At 45.4% G+C, this 17,409-nt stretch carries 18 protein-coding genes; 5 read left to right on the plus strand and 13 right to left on the minus strand.

The features are described from left to right. The first annotated feature begins 81 nt into the window (after positions 1-81). Positions 82-1,086: an NAD-dependent epimerase gene (locus CDZ87_RS10590; RefSeq protein ID WP_100753515.1), complete on the plus strand. Its 1,005-nt coding sequence runs from the start codon at positions 82-84 to the stop codon at positions 1,084-1,086. Between the two features lie 150 nt (positions 1,087-1,236). On the opposite strand, the gene coaD is transcribed toward CDZ87_RS10590, so the two are convergent. From coaD to CDZ87_RS10610, 4 genes are read right to left on the minus strand one after another with little or no spacing between them, the layout of a single operon-like run. Beyond that, positions 1,237-1,719: a pantetheine-phosphate adenylyltransferase gene (gene coaD / locus CDZ87_RS10595; RefSeq protein ID WP_100753516.1), complete on the minus strand. Its 483-nt coding sequence runs from the start codon at positions 1,717-1,719 to the stop codon at positions 1,237-1,239. Positions 1,720-1,733: 14 nt separating this feature from the next. Beyond that, positions 1,734-2,777 carry a glycosyltransferase family 4 protein gene (locus CDZ87_RS10600; RefSeq protein ID WP_100753517.1) on the minus strand — a complete coding sequence of 348 codons (1,044 nt, stop codon included), beginning with the start codon at positions 2,775-2,777 and terminating at the stop codon, positions 1,734-1,736. Positions 2,778-2,786: 9 nt separating this feature from the next. Next, on the minus strand, positions 2,787-3,569 hold the full coding sequence (locus tag CDZ87_RS10605; RefSeq protein ID WP_100753518.1) for a glycosyltransferase family 2 protein: 783 nt from the start codon (positions 3,567-3,569) through the stop codon (positions 2,787-2,789). Next, positions 3,566-4,612, minus strand: a complete 1,047-nt coding sequence (locus tag CDZ87_RS10610; protein ID WP_100753519.1) for a glycosyltransferase family 9 protein — start codon at positions 4,610-4,612, stop codon at positions 3,566-3,568. Before CDZ87_RS10610 ends, CDZ87_RS10605 begins: the two co-directional genes overlap by 4 nt. A gap of 105 nt (positions 4,613-4,717) precedes the next feature. On the opposite strand from CDZ87_RS10610, the gene CDZ87_RS10615 reads away from it, so the two are divergent. Beyond that, the gene (locus CDZ87_RS10615; protein WP_100753520.1) at positions 4,718-5,428 is read left to right on the plus strand and encodes a 3-deoxy-D-manno-octulosonic acid kinase; all 711 of its coding nucleotides are present in this window, start codon (positions 4,718-4,720) and stop codon (positions 5,426-5,428) included. A 40-nt stretch (positions 5,429-5,468) separates the two neighbouring features. Next, positions 5,469-5,957, plus strand: coding sequence for a serine O-acetyltransferase (locus CDZ87_RS10620; RefSeq protein WP_157806460.1), 489 nt, complete (start codon positions 5,469-5,471; stop codon positions 5,955-5,957). 44 nt (positions 5,958-6,001) lie between these two features. Here the strand turns inward: CDZ87_RS10620 and CDZ87_RS10625 are convergent, their stop codons facing one another. From CDZ87_RS10625 to CDZ87_RS10650, 6 genes are all read right to left on the minus strand, one after another. Continuing rightward, positions 6,002-6,748 carry a glycosyltransferase family 25 protein gene (locus tag CDZ87_RS10625; RefSeq protein WP_100753522.1) on the minus strand — a complete coding sequence of 249 codons (747 nt, stop codon included), beginning with the start codon at positions 6,746-6,748 and terminating at the stop codon, positions 6,002-6,004. A 181-nt stretch (positions 6,749-6,929) separates the two neighbouring features. After that, positions 6,930-8,189: a lipid IV(A) 3-deoxy-D-manno-octulosonic acid transferase gene (gene waaA, locus CDZ87_RS10630; protein WP_100753523.1), complete on the minus strand. Its 1,260-nt coding sequence runs from the start codon at positions 8,187-8,189 to the stop codon at positions 6,930-6,932. A gap of 1 nt (position 8,190) precedes the next feature. Next, positions 8,191-9,225: a lipopolysaccharide heptosyltransferase II gene (waaF, locus tag CDZ87_RS10635; RefSeq protein ID WP_100753524.1), complete on the minus strand. Its 1,035-nt coding sequence runs from the start codon at positions 9,223-9,225 to the stop codon at positions 8,191-8,193. Positions 9,226-9,231: 6 nt separating this feature from the next. After that, a complete protein-coding gene (locus tag CDZ87_RS10640) occupies positions 9,232-9,969 on the minus strand; it encodes a glycosyltransferase family 2 protein (RefSeq protein WP_100753525.1) in 738 nt (245 codons plus the stop codon). After that, complete coding sequence (locus CDZ87_RS10645) at positions 9,966-11,543, minus strand: phosphotransferase (protein ID WP_172953578.1); 1,578 nt, start codon at positions 11,541-11,543, stop codon at positions 9,966-9,968. Before CDZ87_RS10645 ends, CDZ87_RS10640 begins: the two co-directional genes overlap by 4 nt. Positions 11,544-11,545: 2 nt before the next feature. Beyond that, the gene (locus tag CDZ87_RS10650) at positions 11,546-11,917 is read right to left on the minus strand and encodes an HAD hydrolase family protein (RefSeq protein ID WP_100753526.1); all 372 of its coding nucleotides are present in this window, start codon (positions 11,915-11,917) and stop codon (positions 11,546-11,548) included. A gap of 77 nt (positions 11,918-11,994) precedes the next feature. Here CDZ87_RS10650 and CDZ87_RS10655 point away from each other — a divergent pair, with 77 nt between their 5' ends. Both CDZ87_RS10655 and CDZ87_RS10660 read left to right on the plus strand, forming a co-directional pair. Further along, on the plus strand, positions 11,995-13,125 hold the full coding sequence (locus tag CDZ87_RS10655; protein WP_100753527.1) for a glycosyltransferase: 1,131 nt from the start codon (positions 11,995-11,997) through the stop codon (positions 13,123-13,125). Then, positions 13,118-14,113 carry a WavE lipopolysaccharide synthesis family protein gene (locus tag CDZ87_RS10660; RefSeq protein ID WP_245834689.1) on the plus strand — a complete coding sequence of 332 codons (996 nt, stop codon included), beginning with the start codon at positions 13,118-13,120 and terminating at the stop codon, positions 14,111-14,113. The genes CDZ87_RS10655 and CDZ87_RS10660 overlap by 8 nt, the downstream gene beginning before the upstream one ends. A 17-nt stretch (positions 14,114-14,130) precedes the next feature. Here CDZ87_RS10660 and CDZ87_RS10665 read toward each other — a convergent pair whose 3' ends face one another. From CDZ87_RS10665 to lpxM, 3 genes are read right to left on the minus strand one after another with little or no spacing between them, the layout of a single operon-like run. Then, positions 14,131-15,222: a glycosyltransferase family 4 protein gene (locus CDZ87_RS10665; RefSeq protein ID WP_100753528.1), complete on the minus strand. Its 1,092-nt coding sequence runs from the start codon at positions 15,220-15,222 to the stop codon at positions 14,131-14,133. Next, positions 15,219-16,400, minus strand: coding sequence for an O-antigen ligase family protein (locus CDZ87_RS10670; protein WP_100753529.1), 1,182 nt, complete (start codon positions 16,398-16,400; stop codon positions 15,219-15,221). Before CDZ87_RS10670 ends, CDZ87_RS10665 begins: the two co-directional genes overlap by 4 nt. A gap of 7 nt (positions 16,401-16,407) precedes the next feature. Continuing rightward, positions 16,408-17,367 (minus strand): lauroyl-Kdo(2)-lipid IV(A) myristoyltransferase, encoded by a 960-nt coding sequence (lpxM, locus tag CDZ87_RS10675; protein ID WP_100753530.1) that lies wholly within the window; start codon positions 17,365-17,367, stop codon positions 16,408-16,410. Positions 17,368-17,409 lie beyond the last annotated feature (42 nt).

A 17,409-nucleotide genomic window follows, 5' to 3' on the forward strand; every position in this document is an offset into this window, starting at 1 on the left:
CAGGGTTAATTTTTAATGACTAGCTGTTTAGGGGACTAGTCGTTACAATTTGTGTAATTATCTAGAGTCGAGAGTGACAAAATGAAGTATTTAGTATCGGGCGCAGCTGGTTTTATTGGCTCAGCGGTCACTGAGCGTTTGTGCGCCGCTGGGCACACAGTTGTGGGTATTGATAACCTCAATGATTACTATGATGTTTCGCTAAAAGAAGCGCGACTCAAGCGAATTGCACATGACAACTTTACCTTTATCAAGCTGGATTTGGCAGACAGAGAGGGCATCGCGTCACTGTTTGCTGAGCAAGGGTTTGACCGTGTAATTCACCTAGCGGCTCAAGCGGGCGTACGTTACTCAATTGATAACCCAATGGCGTATGCCGATAGCAACCTTGTTGGTCACTTAGCTATTCTTGAAGGCTGTCGCCATAATAAGGTTGAACACCTCGTTTATGCTTCATCGAGCTCCGTTTATGGCCTCAATCAGAAAATGCCATTCCATACGCAAGACAGTGTCGATCATCCCATCTCTCTGTATGCAGCGACGAAAAAGTCCAATGAGTTGATGGCACATACCTATTCGCACTTGTATGGTATTCCGACCACAGGCTTAAGATTCTTTACTGTGTATGGGCCGTGGAGCAGGCCGGATATGGCGATGTTCAAATTCGCAAACTTGATTGTTGCGGGTAAAGAGATCGACATTTACAACAATGGCGACATGATGCGCGACTTTACTTACATTGATGACATTGTTGAGGGGATTATCCGAGTTCAGGACACGATTCCTACTAAACAGCCTGAATGGACAGTAGAGAGTGGTTCACCAGCAACTAGCTCTGCACCATACCGTGTGTTTAACATTGGCCATGGCAGCCCAGTGAAGCTGATGGATTATGTTGAAGCGCTTGAAGAAGCACTTGGCATTGAGGCGAAGAAGAACTTTATGCCCATGCAGCCTGGTGATGTGTACGCTACCTATGCTGATACCGAAGACTTATTTGACGCGGTCGGCTACAAGCCGCAAGTGAAGATTGAGCAAGGTGCCAAGGCATTTGCTGATTGGTACAAGGAATACTTCGGTATTTAATCGGCTAGGGTACCGTCATCCTGAACAGCGAGGCACGAGCGTGATTCAGGATCTAATTGGTTAGTACGCCAGCCTCAGATTCCGTATAGCTCGTTCCTCACTTACGGAATGATGATTCAAAAACCTAGGAGCTCGCTTCTAGAAACTGACTCAAATCTTGGCCTTTGCCATCAGCGCTTTGGCCACCACCTCAGGCACAAAGCTCGTCACATCTCCACCATGAATTGCTACCTCACGCACGATAGTCGAAGAGAGAAACGCATACTCTTCAGCTGGTGTCAGAAACACGCTCTCTAGCCCTGGCATCAACCGACGATACATATTGGTGAGGCCAAACTCGTATTCAAAGTCGACCGTAGTGCGTAGTCCGCGAATTAACACATTGGCCTGCTCTTGCTTGGCGAAGTCGACCATTAAGCCTGCGAACCCTTTTGCCGTGACATTGGGTAAGGAGTGAGTAACATCAGCGACGAACTTCACCCGCTCATCAAGTGTAAACAGGGTATTTTTGCTCGGGCTAGCGGCAACCGCGATAATCACTTCATCAAACATATCGGCGGCACGCTTGATAATATCTAAGTGCCCATTGGTGATGGGGTCGAATGTGCCTGGGTAGATAACTTTCTTTTTCATAATCGGATTATTCTTTAGTTAATACCTTGTTTGCTGAGTAACAAGTAGAGCGATTGATAGCGCTGAGCTGTATGTTCAATACGGAACTCTTTCAGCTTTTCTTGTGCGCCAGCGAGAAGGGAAGCGTTCAGCTCATGGTTGTTTTTGATTTCCAACACAGCTTGAGCGAGTTGTTCTCCATTGCCTGGCTCGATTAACAAGCCAGAACACTGATGTTCGATAATATCTGGTATCCCTCCAGCGTTACTTGCTGTAACAGGCAAACCGGCATCTAGCGCTTCGAGAATCACTGACCCCAAGCCTTCTGAATAAGAGGGATGGACCAGCATATCCGCAGCGGCAAACCAATTGCCCATATCCGATTGCTTACCTACAAAGCTGACATTGCTCAGTCCTTTTGCTTGAGCTTCAAGTTCGGTTCGCGCTTTGCCGTCTCCAAGTAGAGCGAAGTGGATGTTACTGTCTTGCTTGTCTAAGCGTCTGGCTGCCTCTATGGTGACATCAAACCCCTTATGACCCAACATGTTGGCCGCATGGATCACTAAATAGTCGTGACCAAATCTTTCTTTAATCGCTTCAATGCATTCTTTCTGATTAGGGTAACGAACTGGGCTGCTCGGAATACAGTGAACCTCACGGCCCGGGAAAGCTTGCTGAATGCGAGACACAATTTCTCGACTGAGACCAACCAGCATGCTGGCTTTGCTGTATGCGAGGTTGGAGAGCCATTTTTTTTTCAAAGGATTATCAATACGACGGGTGACAATATAAGGCACGCCATAAAGTAGGTGCTGGATCAGCGCCCAGTAAATCGCTCTACCTTCATGTACATGTATCGCCTGACAACCTTGAGTAATCGACTTTTGGTGTTTGAGCAAAAAATGTTTGGTTGGGACATAGTGGCAGCCGAGAGCTTGAACAGCATCGGCAAAAGGGCTGCTAGGATTAGCGACCACAGTCAGGTCATAACCGAGCTCAACTTGCTGTTTGATCAGTTGGAGCGTTTGATTTTCACCGCCGTGATAGCCAGAGGCGAGGTTTACATGACATATCTTCATAGGGAGCGATTATTTCGAGCCTTGCTGGTTCTTCATATACTCTCTCAACCATAGATCGGCGTATCGAGTAAAGGTGGTATTGGCACTTAATAGCGCGAGCAATAGCCCATGCCGGCCATCCAAGAATCCGCGCTTGAGAATATACATCTTAACGAAGCGGAAAAAGCCGTGCGCAATTGCACCGCCGAGGGTGACTCGCTTTTTCCCTTCACGTTGGTCAGCCCATGCTTTCATATATTGCTGGGTTTTACTGACGTAATTGGGCATCGAATCGATAGTATAGTGGAACAGATCCCCTTCAAGCTGTCGTACCTTGAAACCTGCTGGAATCACCACGGACTCATGGACCAAGGCATCATTGTATTGCGTCGCAAGGCGAGGGTATAAACGAGTGACACGGTCAGGGTACCAACCAGAATGACGAATAAACTTACCGAAAGCTTCGGTTAAGCGATTGATTTGATATACGGATTTTCCATCATCGTGATTTACGGCATGGATAATCGCTTGTTTCAATTCTGCAGATACTTCTTCGTCAGAATCCAATGGTAATACCCAGTCGCTGGTCATGTAGCTTTGGGCTTTTTGACGTTGAGGGCCAAATCCCAGCCAATCTTGGTGGTATACCTTGTCGGTATATTTTTGGGCGATGGCTAAAGTGTTATCTGTACTTCCAGAGTCGAGTATGACGAGCTCATTCACCCAGCCAGAGACAGAAGACAATGTCTTCTCGAGATGTTGCTCTGCATTTTTGACGATCATTAGAACGCCAATGCTTCTTGAGGTAGTCATGTTAGCGGTTGCTCATGGTTTGAATTCAGAACCTTATCCAGTGATTTAATGACAGACTGAACCGTGATGTTTTCCATCAGTGTATCACCTTTCGCGCGAGCACCCCATGAGCCTGATTTATCTTGCTGTTGGATGCACGTGTCATAACAGCTCACTACATAGGCTTGACTATTGTATGGGCCAGTTCGCTTCGGGTTACTGTGTGCGTATAAACCGATCACAGGTGTACCTTGTGTAGTGGCAATGTGTGCAGGGCCTGAATCTGGCGCAATGACGACTTGGGCCTGGGCTAGAACAGCGGTCAACTGCTTGAGGCTGGTTTGGCCGATCAGGTTAGTGATTTTGGTTTTAGAGTGATGTTGTATAGTTTCGCCAAGCGTGCGCTCGCGTTGACTTGGCGAGCCGCATAACACAACGTCCATACCGAGGCTGGCCGCATAGTCTGCTACTTCAGCGTAGCGCTCGACGAGCCAGTTTCGCTCATCCTTGCTTGCCGCTGGGCATATCACCAAGGTGCGCTCACGGATTTTCCCGCTAGCGAAAGCTCTATCTTGCTCACTCAGAGGAATGTTCCAGCTTGGTTTGCCCATAGGGACTCCTAGATAGCGAGCAAACTCCGCGAAATTATCTAATACGTGAAATGCCTCAGTATCAGGCAAATGGCGATTGGTAAACAGGTATTGCCCTTCGCGGCTGCGATTGCGACTAAAGCCGACACGATAATGCGCTTTTATCCCCAAAGAGAGCATACTTGCTCTCAGTGCGGCTTGCATATGCAGTAGCACATCAAATCGAGTCTCGGCTAACTGCTTCCATACGTTACGCATCCCTTGCAAGCCCTGCTTCTTATCAAACACAATCACGTTAATGTTAGGTAAGTCATTGATCAGTTGCGCTTCGACCTTACCGACCACCCAAGTGATTTTTGTGCTTGGCCAGTGCTGCTGGATAGCTTGCACGACAGAGATAGCATGGCAAACATCACCGATTGCAGAGAGGCGCAGCACACACAAATTTTTTGGAGCAGCAGTAAATAGAGCCATAGAGGGTCCAAGTGTAGATTAACTAAGCTGAATTATGCAGATAGGGCGAATGAATGTAAAATATTGCCTCCACTCAATTCACCGCATTGAATAGGCCAAACAACAATGATCAAGCAGTACAAGCAAGGAAATCAGGTAATATGGTACGACGGCAGTTTAATTGACCAGCCGAGCGAATTGCTGTTTGACCCGAGTTATTGGCAACAGCAACAGCGGGTGTTGGGCAGTGCCCAAGGTCGCGGTACCACTTGGTTCGTTGATATGGGGCAATGTCATGCTGCATTGCGTCACTACCGGCGTGGAGGTTTGTTTGGCAAGCTGGTGGAAGATAAATATCTGTTTACTGGTTGGGATCAAACCCGAGCCTATCAAGAGTTGATGCTCCTTGACCAGTTAAAGCAAGCTGGCGTCAACGTGCCTAAACCGATTGCGGCAAAGGTTGAAAAGTCAGGGTTAACCTACACAGCGGATCTGTTGATTGAGAAGATTGCGGACGCGCAAGACTTGGTCGCCATTCTTAAACAAGGCAAGCTAAGTGAGCAGGCGTATTATCAAATCGGTGAGATGATAGGAAAGATGCACCAGCAGCAGGTCAATCATACTGACCTCAATATTCACAATATCTTGCTTGATAGTGACCAAGCGGTTTGGATTATCGATTTTGATAAATGTCGCAAAGAAGCGGGTGAGCATTGGAAGAAAAAAAACTTGGGGCGATTGAAGCGCTCTTTCGCCAAAGAGTGCCAGCGCTTTGCAATTCATTGGTCTGAGAATGATTGGTTACCATTGCAACAAGGTTATAGCGACCAATTCTAAGTATTTAAATAACGAATAGTATGAGTTCGAGGGATTCTGTGTGAAATCAATATTACAAATCATAAGGTTAAGTCTTTCAATGCTGTTTACGGGTGATCCTAGTAAGCTATTAGAAAAGCGAATTATTTTGATGAGACTGTATCGAAGCATTAACTTAGACTGGTTTGCAAGAAAGGTTCAGAGACAAATATATCGAAAGCACCACTGTGATATATCTAGAAAGGCTCAAATTGGGCATGGTTTTTCTGTCGGGCATGCTGTTAGCATCGTTATTGGTGGCGAAGCTGTGATTGGTGATAATGTTATAATATTTCAAAATGTGACCTTAGGCGGTCCTCACAAAGATAGAACAGGAATGCCAACCATTGGAAATAACGTAATTATCTATTCAGGTGCAGTTGCGGTGGGAGATATTACTATCGGCGACAACGTTATGATAGGTGCAAACGCAGTTGTGACCAAAGACGTACCTGCCGATACAGTCGTTGTTGGGCACAACCGGTTTGTTCAAAAGAGTAGCATGCGTTGAGAGCATAGGAAGTCGCTTAGTAATGAGGCGACTTGTTCAAGCTATTACTCAGTGTAATAAGGGACGTTCTTAAAGCAATTAATGTTTCGTTGTCTTAGATTGCATAAGATGTACTTTTTGTATCTATCTCTAAACCAAGCGCGTATGGCGGGTGTGTATCCTCGCTGTTTATTACTGATCCCACTACTAAATAATCCATTTTTACTTCCCTGCTTTACTAAAGTAGGGTGAGACCAAAACAAATTGAATTTTAAATCATGGCGATGTTCGTTGTACCAATGATCGGCGGTATAGATCTGAGGTGTGCTCTCAATGAACTTGACGGCTTTCTTGGCAAACTCTAAGTCGTAAATTAAGCCACCAGTGAGTTTGTTTTTATTACATAAATAGAGGTGCTTGCCTTTTTTTCTAACGGTTATTGGGACTTGGCTAGAAGCTTCTTCAATATTAACAACATAGTTACGCTCGTTTTCTAGCTCTGCTAGGATTGGCTGAAGATCGCGGGTAAATGAACTTGGTAGAATGACATCATCTTCTAGCACGAGCACCGAGGGAATTTGGCGCTGCACTACTTCTTTCATAACTAGATAATGTTTATAAAAGCATGACTTAGCTGGAAGAGATAAGCTTCCTGCGAAAAACTTATTTCTTATCTCTTCTGTCAGGTCATTTATATCACCGCGTAGCATGAACTCGTATTGATGCAAACCGACACTTGGTAAATGGTTGTCTATGTGCTGGCGTCGTTCTTCGTAGCCTTTACTTACATGAATAATAAACGTTTTCAACATACGGCAGTTCCTTGACAACTCATCGCTTTTTTATCTTTTTGATATTTTCCTCAAGCGTGAATATCTAATATATCGAACCAATTTTGCAAAAGTTTAGTGCAAAAACATGAACTAGCTAGGTTCTATAGGACTAGAAGGGCTACTTACGGAATGCTTTTAGTAAGGAGCTGTTTCGAGATGGCTACATCACCAACTCTATGGTCTTTGCTAATGCGCCTTGATTATCTTTAACTACGGAATGCGCACATTTCCCCATTTGTTGCGCTAGCTCTGGAGAGTCGAATAGTTTGACAAGTTGTTGATGGATTTCGGATGCGTCATCACAAAGTATAACAGCGTTATTCTTCAGTAGTGTTTGAGTTATCTCAGAAAAGTTATAGTAGCAGGGCCCGTTCAGCAGAGGCTTAGCAAGCGCGGCAGGTTCAAGTAGGTTATGTCCCCCCACTTTTTCTCCAACAAGACTACCTCCCATAAAACAGATATCTGCAGCACCAAGCATGACGAGCATTTCTCCCATCGTATCACCAATATAGACTTGGCTATGCTCGAATTCCTGCCTTTCTGACGTACGCCTGTGAGTCATAAACCCCTTGGCTGTACATAAACTGGCTACATCGTTGAACCGCTCAGGATGCCTTGGAACTAAAATAAGCAGCGAGTTTGGATAAGACTTAAGGAGAGACTGATGCGCCTCTAGAACAATCTCATCTTCACCTTGATGCGTACTTGCGGCAATCCAAACTGGACGGTTTTCACCGAGTTGGGCGCGCAGGAATTTACTGGCTTGAACTTGCTCTTCGGTGACTTGAATATCAAACTTCACCGATCCAGTCACATGCACTTTCTTTGGGTTCAGTCCTAAACGAATAAAACGCTCAGCATCGCTTTGGTATTGGCATAACACCTGAGTCAGATTCTGCGCTAGCAAGTTAAACACGGATTGAAATTTTTGATAGCGCCGACAGGATCGTTCAGATAATCGAGCATTAATCACAGTGATCGGAATGCCCGCTTTGGCTACAGTATGCAAGGTATTAGGCCACAGTTCGGTCTCGACGATTAGCATTTGTGATGGGTTTATCGTTTTTAAAAAGCCTCGCACGCACCAAGTAAAGTCGAGTGGCATATAACGATGGGTGACTAAATCGCCTAATTTGGCAATTTGCTCTGCACCAGTGCTGGTTGTGGTAGTAACGACAATCGGCAGATCAGGGTGGCGAGCTTTGAGCTCTCGAATAATCGGCGTGACCGCTATCGATTCACCGACAGATACCGAGTGAATCCAGAGCGGATTGGTAGCATCCACTTTTGGCGTTATACCCCAGTGCTCTCTCCAACGTTGTCCAAATGACGGTTTACCCGGTTTCTTTTGGTAGAGAGAGACAAGCAAAAATGGCGCGGCTAATGCAAGCAAAGCCGAATAAATCCAGCGAATCCACATCTTATTGTAGCTCCTGAATCGCTTGCAGTACCTGCTTTGGAGGCAGTTCTTTGAGGCACTTTAGGTGGTCATATGGGCATTCGCGTTTAAAGCAAGGCCGACACTCTATATCGGTATGCACGACTTTACTATTCTTTGCCAGTGGTGGCGTGTAGTGATCTGAAGTGGAACCATATACACCAACCACATTACAGCCAGCGGCACTCGCCACATGCATTAGGCCAGAATCATTGCTTACTACCGTTTGACAGCAAGCCAGCAAATCGACCGCTTCAATCAAACTGGTCTCTCCGGCTAAATCGACAACATGCTCTCGAAGTGGCTGTGGAATATGCTCAATGATCTGTTGCGTGGTGTCGCGGTCTTTAGCAGAACCGAACAACCAGACTTGTGCGCCTTGCTCGATTTGCGACTCTGCTACCTTTGCATAGTGCTCGGTTGGCCACTGCTTAGCAGGACCAAACTCTGCCCCCGGGCATAAGCCAACAATAGGCCTAAGGGTTGAAAGCTCAAACTTATCTAACGCCGCTTGCTGTGCTTGTGGCTCAATATGCAGCTTCGGTTTGGGTAGAGCCTGCAAACCACCAAGCACTGCTGAACCTGTCATCTCAGCCTTTGGGTGCGCTAATGCTACGTAGCGCTCAATCATAAATTGAAAGGCTTTTTTGTTGAGCCGGATGTCATTAAGCAGAGCGTAACGCATTTCCCCTTTCCAGCCGGTACGAACTGGAATATCGGCAAACCAAGGAATTAACGCTGACTTGGCTGAGTTGGGCAGGATAAAGGCTTGTTCATATTGGTCACGTAACGACTTCCCAAGTTTACGACGTGCCATGAACTGGAAGTCACCATGACCGAATGGAAGAGCCAGCGCCTGATTGACCTCTGGCATACGCTCAAGAATTGGCCGACACCATGCCGGTGCCATCACATCAATCAACGCATCAGGATGCTGCTGCTTAATGGTGGTGTATAAGGTTTGCGACATCACCATATCGCCGACCCAAGAGGGGCCTATGACTAAGATTCGCTTCATCCTGTGTTACTCGGCTAACGGTTTCTGCTCTAAGAATTGGTAGTACTCGTCTGGAACACCACAAAATATAACATCACTACGTTCAATCAAATGATAGTGAATGTTCTTACCTTGTTGAATTAGATAGTTGTACAGCGGGGCAACATAGAGCTCTCCCTTATCCCATTGCTCAGGAGGCAGCGATAGGTAGTGCAGGTAACTCTCTCGGTAGTCTTGTAGTGACGAAAAGTAATATAAACCAGTACAACAGAGATCGGAGATGCGTCTTTTCTCTGCGGTTTCTATGACTTGAGTGCTGTCGCTAGAGACGGGTTTGGCGTAGGACCAGTTATCTCCCTCGCCAGAGAACACCTCTAGATAGCCATCCCACTTTGCAAACGTCTCTGGAAAGGTGAAGTTTGGCCTAAAGGTATCGATATTAAAAATCGTCATCGGCTGAGATGCATCTTGATGATGTTGGCAGCCTAAATAAACAGTTTCAGCTTGACCGCGAGTTTCTTGGTTGAGTGTTTGGACCTCGAACGAAGCAATTCCCAATGTGCGGGCTTGCTGCTCAACAAATTGCGGTGTGTCTTGTATGTCTCTTACGATAAACAAAAAATGCTCAGAATCGAAATAGTGCTTAAAGCTATTTACAGCATGAGCAAATAGGGTCTCATTGTGCGCTTCGAGCATGTATTTAGGTTGGTTGAAGCCAGCTTTAAAGAAACGTGAGCTTAGCCCTGCCATTGGAATAACAATCATTGGTTGCTCTCTAACATCAAGTTGTTGAGTCTAAAGGCGTTAGCCATTAGCGCATCTTGTCGAAGTGTATCGTCACTGTGCAGCGGTAGCATAGACAAAAAAAGCTGGATTTGCATCGCGTATAACGTTTGTGTTGTTAATGGATACTGCTCTGTTAGGGCTTCGACAAACATCTTCTGCACAGAGTTCAAATGAGATGTGTCTGCAAGCTCAAAATGCACGGAGTAGTTTTGTGCAGTTACTCTGTAGTACCCCGCAATAATCCAGTCATACAGGCCCAGTACAGAGTGACAAATCTTGGCGATATCGTAATAGAGATGGCCATAGACGCTCTGAGTATTGTCTGAGGTGATTCCGCGTGGGTCGATCACTTTGATCCTATCTTTGCGAAAATCATAGAGAATATTGCTGAAGCAGAAGTCTCCGTGCATTAATGTTGCTTCGTAGCTATCCGGTAGATGCTTAAGGCTAGCTTCATGCAGTGCCTTAAGGCTCATAGAGGTTTGACCATTATACCGCCACGGCTGCTGCCAATCATAACCACGCTCTCGGCAAAATTCTTGAAGGCGTTGCTCCGTCTTACCAGCAAATAGAGCGTCGAACGAGTCAACCTTAGCCTCTTTGGGGGCCACTTCGGCTTGGCAAGCGGACAAGAAGGACAACATCTGTTTGAGTATTTGTCGCCAGGTCATTTCTGGTAAATGAGCGAACACAAATAGCTCGTTAAGTGCCATGTTGTAAAGGTATTCTAGGCGATAGCTTGTTCGCCCTTCAAAGCAGGTTTCTCCGAGAAACTGCGGTGTAAAGTGCTTTACAGAGTTTGGAATGGCTTGAAACCAACGCGATTCCGCTGTGATCTTAACATCTTTGATGCTGCTCTTTTCTATCCAATCAGGGGTAATCGAGAGTGAGTTAAAAGCGCGTTGGGTCGTATAGCGAGCCTTAGAGCGATAGTAAGTATTTACATGGCCAAAATCGAGCCAATCATCGCACAGGCAAGTCTTTATGCCATTGATGTCATGGTAGGCACTGAGGGCTTGAAGAAAGTCCCAATGGGTTTGGCTCAAACAGCGAATCAAGGTTCTTGGGTTAGAAAAGTTAAAGTAGCCACTAACGACTTGGCTCTGGCTATCGATGTTCTCATCGTCGACTTTTAACCATTCTGGCTTGTTTTCATCAACCGTTGCCCAGTTATAGGTGCTGTCGGCATGGGATATTGAGACCACATCGAGATCGGTGGGTAGTGTGATGAGCGTATCACCATACAAGATACTCAAGTCGGTATCGAATGGGCGCTCTATTAGTGCCAAAGCGGCCATCAATGATTCGCCCAGCGAAAGATTATCCGGCAATGGCAGCAGCGTGACACTGTGCTCTTGCAACCATAAGCGGTCGAACTCTTGAACTTGATATGAGCGAGGCACTGAAAGATAAATACTCTTACCTGATGCTACTTTGGCGACTTGATGTTGAAACAGCCGCTTATTGCCCAGCGGTAAAAAAGTCGGGGGAATAGCGCCAAACTCAGCGCGTAGATCCTGTCCGACATAGGCGGCAGACATAATCAAGAACATGGTTAGCGTTCCTTATCAAGCAGAGTGTGGATTTCTTCTAATGTCATACTTTTAAATTCTGATGGTCGAACCGCTTTATCATCAATGTAGAACCCTTCGTGACCGCACCAAGGTTTGCCGACCAACACTTCATCATAAGGAACATCATGTTTGTCTAACCATTCAGTGATGATGGGCAGGGTGTGAATGTTGATCTTGCCAACATTGCCTTCATAAGTGCGCATATTTCTAGCGGTAGAAATGGTAATGCTGAAGCCTTTGGCTTGGTATTCCCTCAAGCATTTTATCACCTCGAGGTCTGGTGACACATTGTGATAGTCAGAAGTGTCGGCAGTGGTGATGGTGCCATCTAGATCTACGATCAGTCTTTTCATAGGGTGATGAATACTATTTTTTAATGAAGTTTATGTTAACATTTGAGCGGTTATATTGATACCTTTAGAGCGGATAGATGAGACAGAAGAAGCTAGCCTTTGTTGTGAGTGGCGGCTACCACACAAGCTTGTATTTGGTCACTCGCGATGTTGTAAACGAGTTGCGCTCGAAGGGATGGGAGATCGATTACATTTTTGTTGATCCACCAAAGGGTGGACTGAAAGATAACGATAAATACCTAAAAATAAAGGGCCTAAGTGAAGAGACTGTCTACAGTTTTACCGGTTATCGCTTCCGATTTTTCAAAAATATTTTTGGCAAACACCTCTATCAGTTTCTTTTTAGACGCTATTTCTGCCGGCAGTTAGATGAACATTTCAAAGAGTATGATGGGGCTATTGTCCATGGCTCTATTTTTGTCGGATTAAGCGCGCTAAAAACGCCTCATTATGGTGTGTTACATAGTTGCAAATACGATAACTTTCTTGGTCGGCGTCGTGGTATTTTCAAGCTAGTCTACCAGCGTGTTTATCAAAAAGTGTATGGTGGGAAGCGTTTGCTCTCAGTGTCTAACTCGGCACGCGATGACATGATTCAAAAGATGAAGGCTAAACCGAGAAGCCTAGAAACCATTTACAATGGCTTCAACTTTGACTCGTTGGTTGCTCGAGCCGAAAAGGGCACAACAAAAGACGTACCTGAGAAATACATTATGGCCGCAGGGAGGCCTGATCGTACCAAGCGCTTTGATATTCTAATTAAAGCTTATGCGAAGACAAAGCGAACCCACAAACTGGTGATTTTTGGTGAAGGCCGCAAATTGAAAGAGCTTAAAGAGCTTTCTATAAACTTGGGGGTTGCCGATGATGTGATCTTTTGGGGCTTTTGCAACAATCTTCTTCCGTATTTTAAGCAAGCCAGTGCTTATATATTGAGCTCAGATATCGAGGGTTTACCGACTGTGGTGATAGAAAGTATCGCTATAGGTACGCCAGTTGTGGCCACAGAGGTTGGTGGAGTGAACGAGCTACTCTCTGGACGCTTGAACGAATGGGTTGTGCCAAAGGGTGATGTTGATGCACTAGCAGCAAAAATCGACCAAGTCTTGGAAGCCCCACCCCAAGTAGGGCCGGAAGATCTCGCCTTTTTAGATTATCGACGAGTCAGTGAGCACTACATAGCATTAAGTGAGAAGCTTTGTGATTAATGGTAAAGATATTACTGTGGTTGTTCAGGGACCTGTACAAACGTTTAATGACCGACCTCAAGAGCCGAACATTACCACTAAATGTTTGAACTCTATACGCGAGCATTTACCTGGGGCAACCATTATCTTGTCAACTTGGCCTAATCAAAATTTGAGTGGGTTGGATTACGATGAATTGGTCATTTCACCGGATCCCGGCGCTAACAGTCGTAATCTCAAGCTCGATGGTACACCACAGTGGTACAACAACAATCGACAAATCGTTTCCTCAGTTGAGGGGTTAAAGCGAGTAACCACCAAATATGCGGTTAAGCTTCGTAGTGATAACTTTCTTACCTCAAATAGCTTTGTCGCTTTACAGCAACAGTATTCAAAGCGCTGTGAACAAGATTGTTTCTTGACGGAGCGAGTGGTTGTTAGTGATGTGTTTACTCGCAAGTATGCTAAAGGCTTCTCAGTCGCTTATCATGTGAGTGACTTTTTCTATTTTGGTTTAACTGAAGATGTACTTGCACTATGGGACTTCCCATTATTTCAGGACTTTGTCCCCTCAGCAGAAGAGCCCGTTAGTAAAGGTTTCCCTAACTTTAATATCGACTGTACTCAAGCGCTGTTTATTGCCGCGCTGCAACAGTTTGATTCGAGCATCAAGCTTACACATTTGTTAGATAACGATGGAAAGATCATTGAACGTTCAAACCGAATTATTGCCAACAACCTGATCGTAGCGCCACTGGATAAACTCGGTTTAGGTTTGTGTCAAAAGTTTCTCGGTACGGCGAGAGTATCGAGAACATCAGGTAGAGTGGCACACTTGCAGTTTTTTGAGTGGCAGCAGTTATATAAAGAGATGTGCGATTCGTGCTTTAAAACAGAAGCTTCTGTGGTTGAGTCGATGATGTTATTTTTGCAGCGCTGCTTATATGTCTTTCCTACTCGCCCACAAACCTTATTCAAAGTTTGGAAGCGAAATAAAAACCGCCAATAGCAATATTGGCGGGGCAATTATTGGTTGAGTAAAGACTGAAAAAACGCGATGTGTTGCTTGGCAGTGGCTTGGGTAGAAAACTCATCGCGAATTCTGCTTTGAGCCCTTTTACCCATAACGATGCGTTTATTTTTATCTTGGCTCAGTAAACGAATTTTATCGGCGATGGCTTGGCTATCTTTCACGGGTACCACATAGCCAGATTCTCCCTCAATAATCAACTCTTTACCACCGCCTGTGGTTGTCACTATAGAAGGAATGCCCATCGCCATGGCTTCGATAATGGTTTTAGGTAACCCTTCACCGCTGACCGACGGTTGAATTTGCATATCACAGCTAGCAAGCAGGTTGGGCACATCTTTGCGATACCCCAAGAAGTGGATTCGCTCTTTCATGCCGCTATTAGAGGCTAGTTTAAGGTTTTGCTCGGTATCCATATCCCGCCCAACTAACAAGATATGCAGGTTGTCGATATCTGCTAGCTGAGCCGCACTCTCAAGCAATATATGCACACCTTTGCTTGGTCGTGCGTTGGCAATACATATTGCACAAACCGCATCTTCAGCAATACCTAGTTCAGCTCTATCGATAGGCTCGGCTTGATACCAGCTCATGTCATGGCCTTTGTAGATGGTTTTGACCTTGTCTGTGATTGCCCACACCTTTTGTTTAACATCATCGGTCACGGCTTGTGCCACACAACTTATTCCGTCAACACGCGGGTGTAAATGGGTTAGGTAAGCAGATGGGTCGTGGCGATATAGGCCACCCACAGTGCCTCGGTAAGTGACGAGCTTGGTACGGTTAAAACCGATACAAGCAAAGGCCGCGTTGGGGATGGTTTTAGAGTTCATCGCATACACGATGTCGTAGTGCTGTCGCTTGAGCTCTTGGCGCAGTGTTTTGATTGCATTCAAGCAGATTTTTTTACTGGGGTAGCAATCAATTACCTTTATGCCGCACTTTTTGAAACGTGCCACGTACTCGGCGTTACCTTGGGTTACGATAGTTATATTATGCCCCAGCTTTGCCATCTCAATAAACATTTCTGCTTCAGGGCGTACGCTGTTCCAGGCATCTTTGTAAGAACTAAAGATCAAAATGTTCATAGTGATGCTTCTTCTGATTTCTTTTTGAAAGAGAGTTGGTCGCTACACAAAGGAATAATCAACATTAGATACATCAAGGTTGTTTCGGCGTACCAAAGCGGCGAATCGGTTAAACAGGCAACGAAGTAAAATGCCGAGAGTGCGAGTATCAAGCTACTTTTTTCGCTTGGTCGACTAATCGCGTAATAAGCGGGCGCCAGAAATAGCAGTAGAGTCAGGAGTAAGCCAATAATGCCCATTTTAGCGAAGTTCTCAAAGAACTGATTATGATATTGATCAGGGTGAAACTTTGCTAAGTGTTCCTCAATTTTGCCTTCTTCAACTAAATCTAGAAACACTTGCTTGTGATCGGATCCAGCGCCAACCCAAAAATGACGCTTGCCTATTTCAGTGGCCGCTTGCCACATTGTTAATCTTAAGCCGATAGACGTGCCGTAGTTACCTTTTTGCACTGCAGTAAACTCAACTTGTGTTTGTTCGTAGCGCTTAATCAAGGTGTCTTTGAAAGCAAAAGTGAGTGTAAAAAGCGCAATTACAATAGCGCCCAAAATCCGCCAGCGTTGCTTCTGCGTGCGAAGGTAGAAAAACAATAAGATAGCAAAGGCGCAAACTAGCGCTAACCAAATGCCTCTGGTTTGCGAAAGCAACACACTAGTAACAGCTAACAACGTAGTGACAATCGGAATCAGCTTCTTCGTGGTAAGAAACTGATACAAACCGACGACCGCCAGTGCACCGCAGATAGTCGCGTAAGGGATGGCATTCATTTGGCCAGTGTATCGCGCTTTACCTTCAATAAAGAAATAGTAGCCGCTGTTTAAGGCAACGACTGCTGCACCAATAAACGTTAACCACATTAATACTCTTTGACTGAGTAGCTTAACGGGAAAGCAGATCATAAGGAGAGAAACTGCCAAGGTAGCCCTTAGCATACTAGGGCTAGCTGTTTGAAATAGGTATTTAAACAGCACAAAACCAGTAAACAAGATAACAACCCAAAGCACATAATTAGATAGATTATTTTTGATGGTGTCAGTACGTCCTAGCAGTAAACTAGCAGCGATAGCGATGAGTGCACCGACCACCATTTTCTTTTCTCCATCGGGGAGAATAGCAATAAAAGTAAACAGGTAGAAAAAGGGCAACAAGATAAGTGCTTTTTGCAGGTTGTCTTTCATGGAGTTATTATTTTCCGTAAGGATTAACATCAGTATCCGGGCGCGTTTTCAACAAACGCAGAATCCACATATATTGCTCGGGTCTTTGCGACACGTAGTCTTCAATGCATTGATTCATCATGCGCGCATCTTGGTGCTCGTCGCCGGTCGGGAAAGGTAGTGCGGGGTAAAAGTCGAGCTCGTATTGGCCAGTTTGGCTGTTATACATCGCAAACAGCGGCACAATTTTCGATTTACTCAACTTTGATAAGCGACCTAAGCCAGAAATGGTGGCTTTGGTGGTATCAAAAAAATCAACAAACACACTGTGCTCGCGACCTAAATCTTCATCAGGCAGGTAATAGCCTAGGTAGCCATCACTGCGCACCGACTTAATAAAAGGTTTGATGCCACCGCTTCTATCATAGACACGGCCGCCGTACTGTACTCGCTGCTTATGCATTAACCAGTCTGATACTTGATTTTTTTGCGCTTTGGCCATCGCCGAAACGGGCAAGCCGCGTGATGCGAGTAACACTGCCGGTATATCAATCGCCCAGGTATGAGGCACCAATAGAATCACATTCTCACCGCTATCAGTAACATTGGTGAGGTGCTCAAAACCGCGAATGGTGGTGTTATTCTCAAGCCATTGCTTGCTTCTTAAGGTGAGTGAGGCAAAGCCAATGGTGAACGAGATAGAGGTGACATAGGCCTGATACAAGATCTGCTCACGCTCGGTATCACTTTTGGACGAGAAACACATTGCAAGGTTAACTCGAGCGCGGCGATTGGCTTTGTTATTGAGCTTAACCGCCACCTTGGCCAACTGGCGCGCGATGAATAACTGCACCGCGTTAGGCAACAAGCTCAACAACGCCCCGATCAGTACCGCCAACCAGGTTCCCCAATATTTAGGTGCAAGAAAACCCCACTCAAAAGTCGGGTTATACGCTTTAGCATCAAAATCGTCGCGAACAGAACTCATAAATACTCGATTTAGTTTACTTTCTAGTGCCTAGAGGGGGGC

Source organism: Vibrio salilacus (genome assembly GCF_002811245.1).
GTDB lineage: Bacteria > Pseudomonadota > Gammaproteobacteria > Enterobacterales > Vibrionaceae > Vibrio > Vibrio salilacus.